This window comes from Enterobacter nematophilus, from assembly GCF_026344075.1.
GTDB classification, from domain to species: Bacteria; Pseudomonadota; Gammaproteobacteria; order Enterobacterales; family Enterobacteriaceae; genus Enterobacter; species Enterobacter nematophilus.
Map to the genome: position 1 here is coordinate 139,102 of NZ_JAPKNE010000008.1, position 17,831 is coordinate 156,932.

Genomic DNA, 17,831 nt, shown 5'->3' on the forward strand with positions numbered 1-17,831 from the left:
ATCAGCCTTTGATTCCGTAATGCTCAAGCATCGCATCCAGCTGCGGCTCGCGGCCGCGGAAGCGTTTGAACAGCACCATTGGCTCTTCAGAACCGCCGCGGGTCAGGATGTTGTCGAGGAACGACTGGCCGGTTTCACGGTTGAAAATCCCCTCCTCCTCGAAGCGAGAGAAGGCGTCTGCCGCCAGCACGTCGGCCCACAGGTAGCTGTAGTAGCCCGCCGCGTAGCCGCCCGCGAAGATGTGGCTGAACGCGTGCGGGAAGCGGCCCCAGGTTGGTCCTGGAATAACGGCAACCTGCTTTTTAATCTCGGCCAGGGTTTCGAGGATTTTCGCCCCCTGCGCCGGGCTGAACTCGGCGTGCAGGCGGAAGTCGAACAGGCCGAACTCCAGCTGACGCAGGATGAACATCGCCGCCTGGTAGTTCTTCGCCGCCAGCATTTTATCCAGCAGCTCTTTCGGCAGCGGTTCGCCGGTCTCGTAGTGGCCGGAGATAAACGCCAGCGCGTCCGGCTCCCAGCACCAGTTTTCCATAAACTGGCTCGGCAGCTCGACCGCATCCCACGGCACGCCGCTGATGCCGGCAACGCCTGCGGTTTCGATGCGGGTCAGCATATGGTGCAGGCCGTGACCGAACTCGTGGAACAGGGTGATCACTTCGTCGTGGGTGAAGAGCGCAGGCTTGCCGCTTACCGGACGGTTGAAGTTACAGGTCAGGTAGGCAACCGGCTTCTGCAGGGAGCCGTCGGCTTTACGCATCTGGCCCACGCAATCGTCCATCCACGCCCCGCCGCGCTTGTTCTCACGCGCGTAGAGGTCAAGGTAGAAGCTGCCGCGCAGCTCGTTTTTCTCGTCATACAGCTCGAAGAAGCGCACGTCCGGGTGCCAGACGTCGATATCGGTACGCTCTTTGGCGGTGATGCCGTAAATGCGTTTCACCACTTCGAACAGGCCGTTAACGGCTTTGTTTTCCGGGAAGTACGGGCGCAGCTGCTCGTCGCTGATGCTGTAGAGGTGCTGCTTCTGTTTTTCGCTGTAGTAGGCGATATCCCACGGCTGCAGCTCGTCCACGCCGAACTCCGCTTTCGCGAAGGCGCGCAGCTGGGCCAGCTCTTTTTCACCCTGCGGACGGGCGCGCTTCGCGAGGTCGGTCAGGAAGTCGAGCACCTGCTGCGGGTTTTCCGCCATTTTGGTGGCGAGAGATTTATCCGCGTAGCTGTCGAAGCCCAGCAGCTGGGCCAGCTCGTGGCGCAGAGCGAGGATCTCCGCCATCACCGGGCTGTTGTCCCACTTACCGGCATTCGGCCCCTGGTCGGAGGCGCGGGTGCTGTACGCGCGGTACATCTCTTCGCGCAGGGCCTGGTTGTCGCAGTAGGTCATTACCGGCAGATAGCTCGGGATATCCAGCGTTAACAGGAAGCCTTCCTGCTCTTTCGCTTCGGCCTGGGCTTTCGCCGCCGCCAGCGCGCTTTCCGGCATACCGGCCAGTTCGGATTCATCGGTAATCAGCTTCGTCCAGCCCATGGTGGCGTCGAGGACGTTGTTGCTGTACTGGTTGCCCAGCTCGGACAGGCGCGCGGCGATTTCACCGTAGCGAACCTGCTTCTCTTTTGGCAGACCAATACCGGACAGCTCAAAGTCACGCAGCGCGTTATCGACCGATTTTTTCTGCGCTGTGTTCAGTTCGGCATAGTGATCGCCGTCACGCAGGTCGCGGTAGGCTTTGTACAGCCCTTCGTGCTGACCAACCCAGGTGCTGTATTCGGAGAGCAGCGGCAGGGTTTGTTCGTAAGCTTCGCGCAGTTCCGGGCTGTTTTTCACCGAATTCAGGTGGCTCACCGGGGAGAAAATGCGCCCCAGCACGTCGTCCACTTCGGCCAGCGGCTGACACAGATTTTCCCAGGTGTACGGCCCGCCCTGCGCGACCACGCTTTCTACCGCCGCGCGGCAGTTGTCCAGCGACTGGGTAACGGCTGGAACCACATGCTCAGGGAGGATTTTAGAAAACGGCGGCAACGAAAAAGGCGTCAGTAATGGATTGGTCATAAACGCTGTCCTGTTGAAATGGGTGAATGAAGCGCGCATCCGGCGCTGTGCATATTGTTCAGTAATGGGGTTAAGTGTAGAGGATTTCAATAGCCGCGCTTACCGGGCCTGCGGGTAATCTGTGCCGTTCTGCTGTAAACTGTGGCAAATCGTCAATTCAGCGGAATATCATTACCCATGCTCAGTTATCGCCACAGCTTCCACGCTGGCAACCATGCCGACGTCCTCAAACACACCGTTCAGAGCCTGATCATTGAATCGCTCAAGGAGAAAGAGAAGCCGTTTCTCTATCTGGACACCCATGCGGGCGCGGGCCGTTATCAGCTGAGCGGCGAGCATGCCGAGCGTACCGGCGAATACCTTGAGGGCATCGCCCGCATCTGGCAGCAGGACGACCTGCCCGCCGAGCTGGAGCCGTATATCGGCGTGGTGAATCACTTCAACCGCAACGGCCAGCTGCGCTACTACCCTGGCTCACCGCTGATTGCCCGCCAGCTGCTGCGCGAGCAGGACAGCATCCAGCTGACCGAGCTGCACCCGAGCGACTTCCCGCTGCTGCGTTCTGAGTTTCAGAAAGACAGCCGCGCCCGCGTCGACAAAGCCGACGGCTACCAGCAGCTGAAAGCAAAGCTGCCGCCGGTTTCCCGTCGCGGCCTGGTGCTGATCGACCCGCCGTACGAAATCAAAACCGACTATCAGGCGGTGGTGACCGGGATTCACGAAGGCTATAAACGCTTTGCCACCGGCACCTATGCCCTGTGGTACCCGGTAGTGCTGCGCGCGCAGATCAAGCGCATGATCAAAGACCTTGAGGCGACCGGCATTCGCAAAATCCTGCAAATTGAGCTGGCGGTACGCCCGGACAGCGACCAGCGCGGCATGACCGCCTCCGGCATGATTGTAATCAACCCGCCGTGGAAGCTCGAAGCGCAGATGAACAACGTGCTGCCGTGGCTGCACAAAACGCTGGTGCCAGCCGGAACGGGCCACGCCACCGTCAGCTGGATCGTGCCGGAGTAATCGCAGCCATCGGTGGAAACTATTGATTTCAGGTATACAATCGCGGCAATTCACGATTAAGGACAAGAGCTATGACTAAGCATTATGACTACATCGCAATCGGCGGCGGCAGCGGCGGCATCGCCTCCATCAACCGCGCGGCCATGTACGGCCAGAAGTGTGCGCTGATTGAAGCCAAAGCGCTGGGCGGCACCTGCGTGAACGTGGGTTGTGTACCGAAAAAGGTGATGTGGCACGCGGCGCAAATCCGCGAAGCGATCCATATGTACGGCCCGGACTACGGCTTTGACACCACGATCAACCATTTCGACTGGGACAAGCTGATCGCCAGCCGTACCGCCTACATCGACCGCATCCATACCTCGTACGACAACGTGCTGGGCAAAAATAACGTCGACGTGATCCACGGCTTCGCCCGCTTTGTGGACACGAAAACGATCGAAGTGAACGGCGAGACGATCACCGCCGATCATATCCTGATCGCCACCGGCGGCCGTCCAAGCCACCCGAATATCCCGGGCGCGGAATACGGCATCGACTCCGACGGTTTCTTCGAGCTGCCTGCCCTGCCTGAGCGCGTTGCCGTGGTGGGCGCGGGCTATATCGCAGTAGAGCTGGCTGGCGTGATTAACGGCCTGGGAGCGGAAGCGCACCTGTTCGTGCGTAAACACGCGCCGCTGCGCAGCTTTGACCCGCTGATTGTCGACACGCTGGTTGAAGTGATGAACACCGAAGGCCCGACCCTGCACACCAGCGCCGTGCCTAAAGCGGTGGTGAAAAACGCGGACGGCAGCCTGACGCTTGAGCTGGAAGATGGCCGCAGCCAGACCGTCGATTGCCTGATCTGGGCGATTGGCCGTGAACCGGCGAACGACAGCTTCAACCTGGCCGTAACCGGCGTGAAAACCGACGAAAAAGGCTACATCGTCGTCGATAAGTTCCAGAACACCAGCGTGCCGGGCATTTACGCCGTCGGTGATAACACCGGTGCGGTTGAACTGACTCCGGTCGCCGTTGCGGCGGGCCGTCGTCTCTCCGAGCGCCTGTTCAACAACAAGCCGGACGAGCATCTGGACTACAGCAATATCCCGACCGTGGTCTTTAGCCACCCGCCAATCGGCACCGTCGGCTTAACCGAGCCGCAGGCGCGCGAGCAGTACGGCGACGACCAGGTGAAAGTGTATAAATCCGCGTTCACCGCGATGTACACCGCCGTCACCTCCCATCGTCAGCCGTGCCGCATGAAGCTGGTTTGCGTGGGCCCGGAAGAGAAGATTGTCGGTATCCACGGCATCGGCTTCGGTATGGATGAGATCCTGCAGGGCTTCGCGGTGGCGCTGAAGATGGGCGCGACGAAGAAAGACTTCGACAACACCGTGGCGATCCATCCGACCGCCGCGGAAGAGTTTGTGACAATGCGTTGATATTGATGCCCCTCTTCAGAGGGGCATTTTTTTAACATTCATAAATCGTTGCAAAACGAATGCTCCGAAAAGAGTGATCTACCGCACATTTCCCTCCACATCTACCGAAGCGAATGTCTACGCTTATAGGACGCCCGGAGAAACCTGTCTTTAGAACACACAACCGGAGGTCCCTATCACCATGTTCAACCAGAAACTACAGGCTACCGAGAACATCGAATTCGAGATTGCAGAAGAGCTGCGCTACGAGACCGATCCCTGCGAGTTAAAACTGGATGAGATGATTGAGGCGGAGCCGGAACCCGAAATGATCGAGGGGCTACCCGCCTCCGATGCCCTGACGCCCGCCGATCGCTACCTTGAACTGTTCGAGCACGTACAGTCGACGCGGCTGTTCGCGGACAGCAAAACCTTCCCCGACTGCGCGCCGAAGATGGATCCGCTGGATATTCTGATCCGCTACCGTAAGGTCAGACGCCATCGGGATTTCGACCTGCGCCAGTTTGTGGAGAACCACTTCTGGCTGCCTGAAACCTACAGCACGGAATACGTCTCCGACCCCGGCCTGTCGCTGAAAGAGCACATTGACAGCCTGTGGCCCGTTCTGACGCGCGAACCGCAGGACCATATTCCCTGGTCGTCCCTGCTGGCGCTGCCGCAGGCCTATATCGTGCCCGGCGGGCGATTCAGCGAGACCTACTACTGGGATTCGTACTTCTCCATGCTGGGGCTGGCGGAGAGCGGCCGTAACGATCTGCTGAAGTGCATGGCGGATAACTTCGCGTGGCTGATCGAGCGTTACGGCCATATCCCGAACGGCAACCGAACCTACTACCTCAGCCGCTCGCAGCCGCCGGTCTTTGCCCTGATGGTGGAGCTGTTTGAAGAGGACGGCGTGCGCGGCGCGAAGCGCTACCTCGACCACCTCAAAATGGAGCACGCCTTCTGGATGGACGGCGCGGAGTCGCTGCTGCTTAATCAGGCCTACCGCAGCGCGGTGCGCATGCCGGACGGTTCATTGCTGAACCGCTACTGGGACGACCGTGACACTCCGCGCGACGAATCGTGGATTGAGGACGTGGAAACCGCCCGCCACTCGGGCCGCCCGCCGAATGAGGTCTATCGCGATCTGCGTGCGGGTGCAGCGTCTGGCTGGGACTACTCGTCCCGCTGGCTGCGCGATCCGTCGCGGCTTGCCAGCATCCGCACGACGCAGTTTATCCCCATCGATCTGAACGCCTTCCTGTTTAAGCTGGAGAGCGCAATTGCCAATATCTCGGCGTCGAAAGGGGATAAAGAGACGGCCGAGCTGTTCCGCCAGAAGGCCACCGATCGCCGCGCGGCAGTGAACCGCTATCTATGGGACGAGGAGAGCGGCTGTTACCGCGATTACGACTGGCGACGCGAGGAGATGGCGCTGTTTTCTGCCGCCAGCATTGTGCCGCTGTATGTTGGAATGGCGACGCATGAGCAGGCAGAACGTTTATCGGACGCGGTAAAGGCGCGTCTTTTGACGCCGGGCGGGATTCTGGCAACCGAGTACGAAACTGGCGAGCAGTGGGATAAACCCAACGGCTGGGCGCCGCTGCAGTGGATGGCGATTCAGGGATTCAAGCAGTACGGCAACGACTCGCTGGGGGATGAAATCGCCTGGAGCTGGCTGCATACGGTGAACCACTTCTACAAGACGCACCACAAGCTGATTGAGAAGTACCACATCGCCAGCAGCACGCCGCGCGAAGGGGGCGGCGGGGAGTATCCGCTGCAGGATGGCTTCGGCTGGACGAACGGCGTGGTGCGACGGTTGATTGGGTTGTATGGGGAGCCTTGAGGGGTTAGGGTGCGGTTTGGCCCCTCACCCCGGCCCTCTCCCCAACGGGGCGAGGGTGTTCAAATTCCCTCTCCCCTTTGGGGAGAGGGTTAGGGTGAGGGGTAAAAAATTTTATCGAATCACCTCATAAATGGCGGTCTGAATAGACTGCCATTTTTTCGTGGTGGCATCCGGCTGTGACTGCGCGCGTCGCGTTGCCATCTCAAGATCGTGCTTCTGGCGCTTCACCACGGCCGGCACGGTGCAGAACGCTTTCAGATACTCTTTACGTATTGACGTCAGAGACTCGCCGTTCGACATGGCGTGGCTGAGCGTATTGATAAAACGACGACACGGCTTCTCTTCCGCCATGTTCTGCCGGTAGCGCAGCATAAGCTCCAGAACGTCGTCATAGCCTGCCGACATCGCCTCTTCGGTCCATGACAGCTTCCAGTCCATTCCACCCTGCAAAAAGAGCAGCGCCACGCGGGTATCGTTGCGGTTAATCGCCGAACGGAAATTATTATCGTCCCAGGTCACCCCCATGCGCGTCAGCGTTTCGCGCGAAGAAGGGGTTTCGCGCATCTCCTGCGGCGGAGCCGCCGCTTGCGCCGTATTTTCGGCCGCAGGCTGCGGTTTGCTGCTGGTCACCAGCCAGAAGCCGCCTACCACGATGGCAATCACCATCACGCCTACCGCTCCCCATAACGCACCGGAGATAAGCTGCTCACGCTGTTCGGGCGTGCGCGGCGCGCGCTGGGTTGGCTTTTCAATCGTGTCGCGGACTTCAAACAGATCCCCACCGGTGACCCGATCCATTTTTTGCGCTTTTTCCCAGAACGCGTGCAGCTCGCTGGCATCCACCGCCATGAATCCGGCCGGGTTGACGCGCGTTCTCCCCTCTTCGAACGCGCGTTGAACCGGACGGGAGATCTGCATGTAGTAGTTATCCAGCAGCTGAATTTGCGCCGAACTTAACGTTTTCTGCACCGTGATGCTGTTGCGGATTTGTCGAATGTCGTCGAGGAAGGTTTGCAGCGTTTTGCGCGGCTCCACCAGCAGCGTCAGCATGGACGGGTCGTTAAACAGCGAGGCGTAATAGCGGCTGAACTCTTTTTTATCCACCAGCATCTGCGCCAGTTCACTGAACATCATGCCGCTCAGGACATCGTTGATTTCGCCATGCTTCAGCCAGCGCCGTACGCGGTCAGCGTTAAATAAGGTTTTAAGGTGGTTATTGAGCCGCACCTGATCGGGCCAGGCCTGATGAATGAGGCCTTTAATCATTAACTCAATTGCGCGTACCTGCTTGTGCGCCTGCTGTTGCTGAAGCTCGCTACCCGGCTCCAGCTCGGTGCTGTAGGTCAGAAGCGGCTGCTGCAGACGAAGATGTTCCAGCGTAGTCACAAACCGCATTGCCGCAATAAGCTGGTTTTCACTGACATCCTGCCCGCTTTCATACTGCGGGACGCGCTGCTGCAGCAGGCGCAGCTGCAGCGTAAATTCCGACATCTCGGCATCATTCAGGTTGAGCTTCTTCGCAACCGTAGCCCATCCCCCGAGGCCTAAACGCGCGCTGTCCAGCTGTTCCAGAAACCAGCGTGGATCTTTTCCCTCAGAAACATGTACATTCAGAAGAAGCAAGATTTCCACCGACGCCTGGCGAATGACCGCCAGACAGTGTTCAAACTGTTCGCGGATATGATGTGATGTGCTGAGAGTCATTGTTTTCCTTAAGCGACAACGAAGACATCCGGAATGGGCACTAATGGCCGTTTTTCTTTTTATTTATACGCGCTTAACCATACCTGACTTTCTGTTGAAATAAAGTGACAACCCTAAAATCATTTAAAATGTTTCAGGAGAATCTTAATGCCAGTATTAATGACCTCACGCCTGAACTGCTCCCCCTTGCAGGAGCAAGACTGGCCCTTTTTTCTGACGTTGCAGCAGCACCCCGAGGTCATGCGCTTTGTGGCGGAGAACCGCCCCGTCGCGGCGATCCGCGATGCGTTTGATTCGCGCCTGACGCCCTGGACGCCAGGCAGCGCGCACTGGCTGTGCCTCGTCGTCCGTGACGCCTTCTCACAGGCCCCGCTGGGCGTTACCGGATATATTCATCGGGAAGAAGATTGCGCCGAAGTGGGCTTTCTTTTTGCCCCCGAGGCGCAGGGCAAAGGTTACGGCTTTGAATCCCTGCTGGCGCTTTGCGATTACGCCTTTCATCAGGGCGGTATTCGTCGGCTCACCGCCACCGTCACCGCGGGAAATGTCGCCTCCAGGCGCCTGCTGGAAAAAGCCCGCTTCAAGCTGGAAGGCGAGCTACGTGAAAGCTATTATCTTTCCGGTCGCTGGCAAAATGACTGGTTATTTGGGTTATTACGACAGGAATACCTGAACAATAATTTCTGATCAATAGCCATTTGGCGGATATTGCTCGTACCTCGATTCCTCTACAGTATCGCCATTAAGAGGAAACGAATATGAACGGTCATGCGCTGAATATATCTTCTGCCGCCATAGAATTAATAAAGAAACATCAAGGGCTTTCACTGGAGAAATATCGTGATGAAAAGGGTTTATGGGTTATCGGCTATGGGCATGTGATCCGCGAACGGGAAAATTTTCACGGCATTATCACGCCTCTTCAGGCGGAATATTTACTCCATGAAGATATTCAGCTGTGTGAAACGCTGCTGCGGGAAAAATGTTTACATCCATTAACCCAGCAGCAGCATGACGCGCTGGTACTGATGATAGTGAGTTTCGGCGTGACGTCTCCACTCCCGAAAGCGCTGCTTCAGGCCGTCGCCCGGGTGTAGTACATGGCTGCCTGGGTTCGGTTTTTCACCTCCAGCCGGCGAAAAAGCGCTTCCAGATGCGCTTTTACCGTGGCCGCACTGATGTTGAGATTGCGGCCAATCTCTTTGTTTGATTCCCCCGCCGCCAGCAGCTTCAGAACCTCACGCTGACGCTCGCTTAAGGAAAGTAATGCCTGCGCTGACGATTGCTGGCTGACCCACTCACCGGGAAAACAGACCATCCCTCTGGACACGGAATCCAGCACGGCGGCAAACCGCTCAGGGTTGGCGTTACGGGGGATAATCGCCATCACGTTTCGCTGCATAAGTTGTTCAACCCATCGGGTCTCTTTTTTTGCCAAAACCATCATCACCCGTACCGACGGGAAGCGATGCATGATTTCGTCCAGGAAAGAACTGCCCTCATTCTGAATTAAATTGCCGTCAATCATGACGATAGCAGACGGTGACGCGGATATTTGCGCCCATAAATCGTCTGCCTGACAAGCCCCCGTTATATTTATTCCCGGAATTAATTTCCGCAAACCGTGTATCGCTCCATGAATAAATATCGACTGCCTGTCAAACATGATTACTCGCATCGTATTTCTCCCTCTGAGAATAGCGAAGGGGGATTCTACAGAGGCGCTATTTAAGAAAAAACTCAATGAATGGAGAGGTTACAAATCCACCAGTGGTTTTTATATTTACCCGCATTTTGACACATCCATATTAAGGATTTCCTTAAGGGGTTCCCTCCCCTTAACAGCAGACATCACAGGAACATACCGCCTGACACTTCAATACGTTGCGCATTCATCCAGCCCAGCCTATCGCTGAGCAGCGCCGCAATGGCATCGCCGATATCGTCCGGCAGCCCTACCCGCCCCAGCGCCGTCTGCGACGCCAGCATCTGGTTAAGCTGCGCGTTGTCGCGCACGCGTCCACCGCCAAAGTCGGTTTCGATGGCACCTGGTGCGATAATATTGACGGAGATACCGCGCGCGCCAAGCTCCTTCGCCTGATAGCGGGTGAGCACTTCCATCGCCCCTTTCATGGCCGCGTAGGTTCCTGAGCCTGGCTGGGTGAAGCGGGCCAGTCCGCTGGAGACGTTAAGGATCCGGCCCCCATCGTTAAGCAGGGGCAGCAGGCGCTGCGTCAGGAAGAAAGGCCCTTTGAAGTGGATGTTCAGCGCCTCATCAAACTGGGCTTCCGTCGTTTCGGTATAGGGTGCGTATAAACCCGTCCCGGCGTTGTTTAATAAATAATCAAAGGTTTCGCGCTGCCAGACGTTCTTCAGGATCTCCTGAAGCTGTTGAGCAAAACTCTCGAAACTGGCGATATCCCCGACGTTGAGCTGTAATGCCGCCGCCTTGACGCCTTTTTCCTGAATTTCGTGCACAACTTCCAGCGCTTCCTGCTGGCCACGATTGTAGGTCAGGATAATTCCCGTGCCGTCTGCCGCCAGCTTCAACGCAGCGTTTTTACCCAGGCCGCGGCTACCACCCGTCACTAATGCGATACGTTCAGTCATCTTAAACCTCGTTTTGGCTGTTATGGAGATTGAGAAAGAGCTTATTAGGTGATAGAAGATCAATAAAGATGGGTAATAACGCTTCACTGTTTCAGTGCAAACAACAATGAGCTTCATCTATGGATAAAATTCACGCAATGCAGCTGTTTGTTCGCGTCGCGGAGCTGGAGAGTTTTTCCCGCGCGGCAGAGACATTAACGCTGCCGAAAGGCAGCGTTTCCCGGCAAATTCAGGCTCTGGAAAACCGGCTTGGCACCCAGCTACTGCACCGCACCACGCGCCGCGTCAGCCTGACGCAGGACGGCATGGTCTATTACGAACGGGCAAAAGACCTGCTGGCGAACCTGGATGAACTGGACGGCATGTTTCAGCACGATCCCTCCAGCATCAGCGGAAGGCTGCGCGTGGATATGCCCGTTGGCGTTGCTCGAAATGTCGTCATCCCCAAACTGCCTGCGTTTTTACAGCAGTATCCGGGTATCGAACTGGAGCTCAGCAGCAGCGATCGTCTGGTGGATGTGATCCGCGAAGGGTTTGATTGCGTCGTCCGCGTGGGTTCCCTGAAGGACTCAGGGCTGATAGCCCGTCCGCTGGGCAAGCTGTCGGTGATCAACTGCGCCAGCCCGGATTATCTGGCGCGTTTTGGCTACCCTGACACGCTGGACGATTTAGGCTCGCACGCCGTGATTCATTACGCCGCGATGCTGGGAAGCCGCCCTCAGGGCTTTGAATTTTATAACGGCAGCACGACCCAGTGGATAAAAACGGGCGGGGTGCTAACCGTCAACAGCACGGAAACTTACCAGGCCGCCTGCCTTGCCGGGCTGGGGATCATTCAGGCCCCGCGCGTTGGGGTGCGAGACCTGCTGCGCGGGAAGAAACTGATTGAGATCCTCCCGCAGTATCGCGCGGAACCGATGCCTGTCTCCCTGATTTACCCCCACCGGCGCAACCTCTCTCGCCGGGTTCATCTGTTTATGGAGTGGCTGACCGAACTCACAAAAGCTTACGTGGATTAGTCGCAAGCTATAATTCAGTAACATCCAGCCAAACGAAAAAGGAAAAGACGCGTGACGCCGGAAAATAACCCGCAACGACCCACCCAACATTTAGAGTATGAACCCATCAAGAAGATGGAAACCGAGCCAGAAGAGGCTAAAGCTCCCGGTACCGCCAGCAAGGCGCTGGGCACCGTTACCAGTCTGGCGGAGAGAATTCAGCAGTTTCCCATGGTTGCGCATCTGATACGTGCGACCGAGCGCTTTAATGACCGCATGGGGAACCAGTTCGGTGCCGCGATCACCTATTTTTCGTTCCTGTCGATGATCCCCATCCTGATGGTGTCGTTTGCAGCGGCCGGTTTTGTGCTCGCGTCGCACCCGACGCTGCTGCAGGATATCTTCAATAAGATCCTGAATAACGTCAGTGACCCGACCCTCGCCACCACGCTGAAAAGCACCATCAATACCGCCGTTCAGCAGCGTACCACGGTCGGGATTGTCGGTTTGCTCATCGCCCTTTACTCCGGCGTTAACTGGATGGGCAACCTACGCGAAGCTATTCGCGCCCAGTCGCGCGAGGTGTGGGAGCGTAAACCGCAGGATCAGGAGAAAATTTGGGTTAAATATTTCCGCGACTTTGTTTCGCTGATTGGCCTGCTTATCGCGCTCGTCGTCACGCTCTCCATTACCTCCGTGGCGGGCTCCGCGCAGCAGATGATTATTTCTGCGCTCTATCTTGATTACATCGAATGGCTGAAGCCCGCCTGGCGCGGCATCGGGCTGGCGATTTCCATCTTCGCCAACTACCTGCTGTTCTTCTGGATTTTCTGGCGCTTGCCTCGTCATCGCCCGCGTAAGAAGGCGCTGCTCCGCGGAACATTGATTGCGGCAATCGGCTTTGAAGTGATCAAGATCGTGATGACCTACACCCTGCCGTCGCTGGTGAAATCCCCATCCGGCGCGGCGTTTGGCTCGGTGCTCGGACTCATGGCCTTCTTCTACTTCTTCGCCCGCCTGACCCTGTTCTGCGCGGCGTGGATTGCCACCGCCGAGTACAAAGGCGACACGCGAATGCCCGGAAAAACACATCGCTAACCCCGCTCTCGGGCTGATATTTCAGCCCGACTCATCATTTCAGCATATAAATCCAGTCCGTAACTTTTATTTAACCGAAAACCAGTTTTATCCACCAATATTTAAAAACTGTGAAGCATTTCATGGAAGCATTTTGCCTGGCCTGAACATTATCCGCTTTTTGTTGCTTTTATAACCGACAGGCGGCTTTGTTACAGATTGAAATGTCGCTTTTGCTGTGCGTAATATGGCCTTTCGTTCGACAAAAAATAAGAAAATATTATGCAATCAACAGCCACAACACTCGACTCTGGTGCGGAAAACGTCCCGGTAAACTCGCGCAATAAAGTTGTCGTCGCATCGCTGATTGGCACCGCCATTGAGTTCTTCGACTTTTACATTTACGCCACCGCGGCGGTCATCGTTTTCCCGCATATTTTCTTCCCGCAGGGAGACCCGACGGCGGCAACGCTACAGTCTCTGGCGACCTTTGCTATCGCGTTTGTGGCGCGTCCGATTGGCTCCGCGCTGTTTGGACACTTTGGCGATCGTATTGGGCGTAAGGTCACCCTGGTGGCCTCGCTGCTGACGATGGGCATCTCCACCGTGGCGATCGGCCTGCTGCCGACCTACGAAACCATCGGCATTCTGGCGCCGGTCCTGCTGGCGCTGGCGCGTTTTGGTCAGGGTCTGGGGCTGGGCGGTGAATGGGGTGGCGCGGCGCTGCTGGCGACCGAGAACGCCCCGCCGCGTAAACGCGCGCTGTACGGTTCATTCCCGCAGCTTGGCGCGCCGATTGGCTTCTTCTTTGCTAACGGGACCTTCCTGCTGCTCTCCTGGCTGCTGACGGACGAACAGTTTATGAGCTGGGGCTGGCGTATTCCGTTTGTCTTCTCGGCCGTGCTGGTGCTGATTGGCCTGTATGTGCGTGTTTCTCTGCATGAGACGCCGGTGTTCGCAAAAGTAGCCGCGGCGAAAAAACAGGTAAAAGTGCCGCTGGGCACCCTGCTGACCAAACACGTGCGCGTGACCGTGCTGGGCACGTTTATCATGCTGGCGACCTACACGCTGTTCTACATCATGACGGTGTATTCTATGACCTACAGTACCGCCGCCGCGCCGGTTGGGCTGGGCCTGCCGCGTAACGAAGTGCTGTGGATGCTGATGATGGCGGTGATTGGGTTTGGCGTGATGGTACCGATTGCCGGCCTGCTGGCGGATAAATTCGGTCGTCGTGCGAGCATGATTACGATCACTACGCTGATCATTCTGTTTGCTCTGCTCGTCTTCCCGCCGCTGCTGAGCTCAGGAAGCCCGGCGCTGGTGATGGCGTACCTGCTGATTGGCCTGAGCCTGATGGGGCTGACCTTCGGCCCGATGGGCGCGCTGCTGCCGGAGCTGTTCCCGACGGAAGTGCGTTATACCGGCGCGTCGTTCTCCTATAACGTCTCGTCCATTCTGGGCGCGTCCGTGGCACCTTATATCGCCACCTGGCTGCAGGCAAATTACGGCCTGTTCTACGTGGGGGTGTATCTGGCGGCCATGGCGGCGCTGACGCTGATTGCGCTGCTGCTGACGCATGAGACTAAGCATCAGGCGCTGTAATTTATTGCGGCCTGATGCCCTCACCCCGACCCTCTCCCACAGGGCTGAGGAATCCCCAGTAATTTCTCTACCCGAAGCGATGAACGTTGCTTCAGGAAAATGAATGGCTTGCAGCGACGCCCTGGTCCGGCTGTAAATCGCTGAGGCGTTTCCTGCAGGCCGGGGCGAGGCGCATGGATGCGCCGAGAGGGCGGGCTTTACATGGACGTTACCTCCGCCCGTCCCCGATAAGCCGAAAGGAATAAGCCGAGGGTACCGCGAAGCGGCGATTTACCGCCGGGAGCCCGGGTCGCCAGGGTGGTGGCGACTGAGCCACCCTGGCACGTTCACAGGTATTGTCGTAACAGAGTAGCAAGGAACGTAAAGTGAACGGAATGACCACTACCGCCGTATGTGCCCCTCACCCTAACCCTCTCCCCAAAGGGGCGAGGGGATTGTTCACTGCTCGCATTAATTTGTGGGGATCCCTCAGCCCACAGGGAGAGGGAGAAAGGGAGCTACTTCTTCATCTGCGACAAAATCGTCCGGCACTGATTCGCCTCGCCTTCTGACGGCGAAATTAACGCCAGCAGCGCGGCGGCCGGGGTAACCAGCGTCGCGAGGGCTGCGGCCACCGCGCCACGCGCAATCAGCGGCCCGGGCTTGACGCCCGCCTGCGGATTTTTAAAGGTCCCGCGCACGTAAAGCGGCGAGCGCAGGGTTATAATACGAATCCCCTTACTTTCCGGATCGATGGTCAAATCCAGCTGCTCGGAGGCCATGCTGGCGGTACCGGTCACGTTAATCACCGCGTTTTCCGTGTCGAAGGCAAAAATCTGCGGACGCGCCACGCCGTTAACCAGATCCACATTCGCCGCCGCGCAGTTCACCCGCACCTCGTCATCGCCAAAGATTTGCCCGATGATAAAGTTACCGACGTTCAGCCCCAGGATCTCCATCAGGTTGCGGCTGACCAGACCGTCGTTCATCAGCAGTTTCAGGTTACCGTTGCCGCTGCCCAGCAGCGCCGCCACGGAATTCCCCACCCCGCGAATGTCCGCATCGCCGTTCATTTCACCGAGGGTTTTCTGCATCAGCTCCACGTTCGGCATCAGCTCTTTCAGCTTCAATCGACGGGCCTGGATCTCCGCCCGCCCCTGCATCGGCTTCTTATCGCCTTCCAGGTGAATGTTGGAGGAAATCGTCCCGCCCGCCATGCCAAACTTCAGCGGCTGCAGGCGCAGGTCGGCATCTTTCAGGATGATATGCGTCGAGAGATCGCTCAGCGGCAGCGTGCTGCCATGCTCAATCTTGCGTCCTTTGAAGCGCACATCTGCATCCATCACGTCCCATTTGTCGGTTTCAAAGCGATCGTAAGGCAGCACTTTACCCGCAGGCTGAACGTCCTTTTTGACCTCTTTTGACTTTGTCCCTTTGCCCGAATCCACGCCTATCAGCGGGCCAAGATCGGCCAGACGCAGCTGGCGGGATTCGACATCCCCTTCCAGTTTGGGCCGTGGTTTTCCTGTGGTGTAGGTCAGCGTGCCGTGAATATCGCTGTCGCCGATGCGGCCGTTGAAATCCCGGTAGTCAAAAACGGACGATTTTTCGGTATCGATTTTGGCAACCAGATGCCCGTCCGTTTCGAACGGCGGGGTATCGGGCAACAGTACGCCGGTCAGTTCATACAGTTCACCCAGCGAGTCACCGGCGAACTTGAGCTGCAGATCGACGCCTCCCATGTTCATCGGGTCGTTCACCGTCCCCACAAACGCCACGCGCGTATTCCCCGAGCGGAAATCCGCCTGCACCGGGAACGGCGTGCCTTCGCTTCGGAGCGCCAGCATGCCGCCTATTTTCCCTTTCCCGGTCAGCGGCTGGCCGTTGTAACGCCCTTTTGCCGTCAGGCCGAAGACATAATCACCCGCTTTGGCACTATCGCCTTTCGCTTTGTTGCCCGTAACTTCGCTAAACGGCAGCGGTTTTCCCAGCGGATCGACCAGGATCTCCACGTCCGCCTTGCTGACCTTATCGTCGATGGCGATCCGCCCGCGATCGAAAAGAATATTGTCCAGACGGAATGACCACGACGAGGGCTGGGCATTCGGATCTTTTTCGCCGTCGCTGGCAAGGTTAAACGTCCAGTTATTGTTTTTTTCAGAAAGGCGGATCAGGCGCGCATCGGGCTGCTGGAGCTTGATCCACGGCAGATAGACGGTTTTGGTCAGGAGCGCTAACGGCGCCAGCGTGGCTTCCACGCGCGGCAGATGCACCATGGTCACTTCGGGGATATCCGGCGGGTTGCCGAGAATAATGTCGTCGGCGTGGACGTGCGGCCAGGGGATCCAGCTTCGCCAGCCGGTCTCCTCTTTCTGACGCTCCCATACCACACCCAGATCGCCGCGAATGGCGAAGGGACGGTTCAGCTCAGTTGAGACTTTCTGGTTGATGGTCGGCTTAAGGCGGTTCCAGTCAAACGTCGCGATGATGACGACAACGATCGCGATCAACAACAAGAAAATCCCTGTAATCCAGGAAATGACCCTGGTTGTTTTTGTCATTTTTATCCCCTTTCCTGATGACCTGTCCTGTAAAACTATAGTCCAGACAAAGGGAAGCGGGGTTATCAGAGGGTCGTTCTGACGCTTTCGAGGCGATCCATCGGCACGGGGCGAGAGAGGAAATAGCCTTGCGCCGCCGCTGCGGGAGAATTTTGCACATCACGCCACTCTTCCAGCGTTTCTACGCCTTCAACGATCACGCCCTGGCAATAGCGGTTCATCAGCTGTAATAGCAGCGTAAACAGATTCCGCCCTTCCGGGGTCTGGCGCAGCATGATGAACAGATCGCGGGCCACCTTGATGTAGTCATAGCGCACTTCGCTGAGGGCCGAGAAGTTCGCCATACCGGTGCCGAAGTCATCCAGCCACAGCGGGCCAAATTCGCACATCGACGCAAAAGAGGAATCCTGAGGCAGGCGCACGTGCTCCACCAACTCAAAGCGCAGCCACGGCAGGGTGGCGATCAGCTCCTGCAGCTTCGCGTTCTGGCGCAGCGCCAGCAGAGTTGGGCCATCCACGTTAACCGAGGCAAGGATAGTATGCTGCTCGAAAAAGGCCTGTTTCGTCGCCAGCATACGGAGCTGCTCTTCCAGCACGTCCAGACGCTGACGAACGGCAACTTCGGCAAAATAGCGATCCGGCGCGATACGCTGGGAAGGGTTTGACGGGTGCGTGACGACGGTCAAAATCTCAATTGCCATCAGCCGACCGTCCGTTCGGTAGATCGGCTGATAAGTGTACGCACGCTCGCATTGCAGCCAGTAGCGATGCTCCTGCAAGTTCTCAATACTTGCTTCAGGCGTAGTGCTCAGCCGCTGGATAACCTGCTCTGACTTCATTTCAGATGTCCTGTTGTTGGGATAGCCTTTCTGGACTCGTCACAGGATTATCGGCGCGATAATTGAGAACTTTATGTTCAATTCACCGTGAAAATGAAATTAAGATGACAGAAATTTGCCGGAACACGCGCTGGCTCAA

General features: G+C 57.3%; 14 protein-coding genes. 8 read left to right on the forward strand and 6 right to left on the reverse strand.

Annotated elements, in window-relative coordinates; genetic code table 11:
- Nucleotide 1: 1 nt before the first annotated feature.
- On the reverse strand, nucleotides 2–2,044 hold the full coding sequence (prlC, locus tag OSH03_RS18525; protein ID WP_061096810.1) for an oligopeptidase A: 2,043 nt from the start codon (nucleotides 2,042–2,044) through the stop codon (nucleotides 2–4).
- Nucleotides 2,045–2,221: 177 nt separating this feature from the next.
- Here prlC and OSH03_RS18530 point away from each other — a divergent pair, with 177 nt between their 5' ends.
- The 3 genes from OSH03_RS18530 to OSH03_RS18540 all read left to right on the forward strand — a co-directional run bounded on the left by OSH03_RS18530 (nucleotide 2,222) and on the right by OSH03_RS18540 (nucleotide 6,319).
- Nucleotides 2,222–3,064, forward strand: a complete 843-nt coding sequence (locus OSH03_RS18530; protein WP_061096809.1) for a 23S rRNA (adenine(2030)-N(6))-methyltransferase RlmJ — start codon at nucleotides 2,222–2,224, stop codon at nucleotides 3,062–3,064.
- Nucleotides 3,065–3,135: 71 nt separating this feature from the next.
- Nucleotides 3,136–4,488, forward strand: coding sequence for a glutathione-disulfide reductase (gorA, locus tag OSH03_RS18535; protein WP_266179777.1), 1,353 nt, complete (start codon nucleotides 3,136–3,138; stop codon nucleotides 4,486–4,488).
- 181 nt (nucleotides 4,489–4,669) lie between these two features.
- Nucleotides 4,670–6,319, forward strand: a complete 1,650-nt coding sequence (locus tag OSH03_RS18540; RefSeq protein ID WP_266179778.1) for an alpha,alpha-trehalase — start codon at nucleotides 4,670–4,672, stop codon at nucleotides 6,317–6,319.
- 111 nt (nucleotides 6,320–6,430) lie between these two features.
- Here the strand turns inward: OSH03_RS18540 and OSH03_RS18545 are convergent, their stop codons facing one another.
- Nucleotides 6,431–8,023 (reverse strand): STY4199 family HEPN domain-containing protein, encoded by a 1,593-nt coding sequence (locus OSH03_RS18545; RefSeq protein ID WP_266179779.1) that lies wholly within the window; start codon nucleotides 8,021–8,023, stop codon nucleotides 6,431–6,433.
- Nucleotides 8,024–8,170: 147 nt separating this feature from the next.
- On the opposite strand from OSH03_RS18545, the gene OSH03_RS18550 reads away from it, so the two are divergent.
- Nucleotides 8,171–8,710, forward strand: coding sequence for a GNAT family N-acetyltransferase (locus OSH03_RS18550; protein WP_266179780.1), 540 nt, complete (start codon nucleotides 8,171–8,173; stop codon nucleotides 8,708–8,710).
- Between the two features lie 71 nt (nucleotides 8,711–8,781).
- The gene (locus tag OSH03_RS18555; protein ID WP_266179781.1) at nucleotides 8,782–9,120 is read left to right on the forward strand and encodes a lysozyme; all 339 of its coding nucleotides are present in this window, start codon (nucleotides 8,782–8,784) and stop codon (nucleotides 9,118–9,120) included.
- Here the strand turns inward: OSH03_RS18555 and OSH03_RS18560 are convergent.
- Both OSH03_RS18560 and OSH03_RS18565 read right to left on the reverse strand, forming a co-directional pair.
- On the reverse strand, nucleotides 9,099–9,701 hold the full coding sequence (locus OSH03_RS18560) for a response regulator transcription factor (protein ID WP_266179782.1): 603 nt from the start codon (nucleotides 9,699–9,701) through the stop codon (nucleotides 9,099–9,101). The two genes, OSH03_RS18555 and OSH03_RS18560, sit on opposite strands and share 22 nt — an antisense overlap.
- A 173-nt stretch (nucleotides 9,702–9,874) precedes the next feature.
- Complete coding sequence (locus tag OSH03_RS18565; protein ID WP_266179783.1) at nucleotides 9,875–10,633, reverse strand: SDR family NAD(P)-dependent oxidoreductase; 759 nt, start codon at nucleotides 10,631–10,633, stop codon at nucleotides 9,875–9,877.
- A 119-nt stretch (nucleotides 10,634–10,752) separates the two neighbouring features.
- Between OSH03_RS18565 and OSH03_RS18570 the strand changes: the two genes are divergently transcribed.
- From OSH03_RS18570 to OSH03_RS18580, 3 genes are all read left to right on the forward strand, one after another.
- Nucleotides 10,753–11,652 carry a LysR family transcriptional regulator gene (locus OSH03_RS18570; protein ID WP_061096801.1) on the forward strand — a complete coding sequence of 300 codons (900 nt, stop codon included), beginning with the start codon at nucleotides 10,753–10,755 and terminating at the stop codon, nucleotides 11,650–11,652.
- Nucleotides 11,653–11,703: 51 nt separating this feature from the next.
- A complete protein-coding gene (yhjD, locus tag OSH03_RS18575; RefSeq protein WP_151413438.1) occupies nucleotides 11,704–12,729 on the forward strand; it encodes an inner membrane protein YhjD in 1,026 nt (341 codons plus the stop codon).
- A 261-nt stretch (nucleotides 12,730–12,990) separates the two neighbouring features.
- Nucleotides 12,991–14,313 carry an MFS transporter gene (locus tag OSH03_RS18580; protein WP_266179784.1) on the forward strand — a complete coding sequence of 441 codons (1,323 nt, stop codon included), beginning with the start codon at nucleotides 12,991–12,993 and terminating at the stop codon, nucleotides 14,311–14,313.
- 497 nt (nucleotides 14,314–14,810) lie between these two features.
- On the opposite strand, the gene OSH03_RS18585 is transcribed toward OSH03_RS18580, so the two are convergent.
- Entirely contained in the window at nucleotides 14,811–16,853 is a 2,043-nt protein-coding gene (locus OSH03_RS18585) for an AsmA family protein (RefSeq protein ID WP_266179785.1), read from the reverse strand.
- A gap of 65 nt (nucleotides 16,854–16,918) precedes the next feature.
- Entirely contained in the window at nucleotides 16,919–17,692 is a 774-nt protein-coding gene (pdeH, locus tag OSH03_RS18590; protein WP_266179786.1) for a cyclic-guanylate-specific phosphodiesterase, read from the reverse strand.
- Between the last annotated feature and the right edge of the window lie 139 nt (nucleotides 17,693–17,831).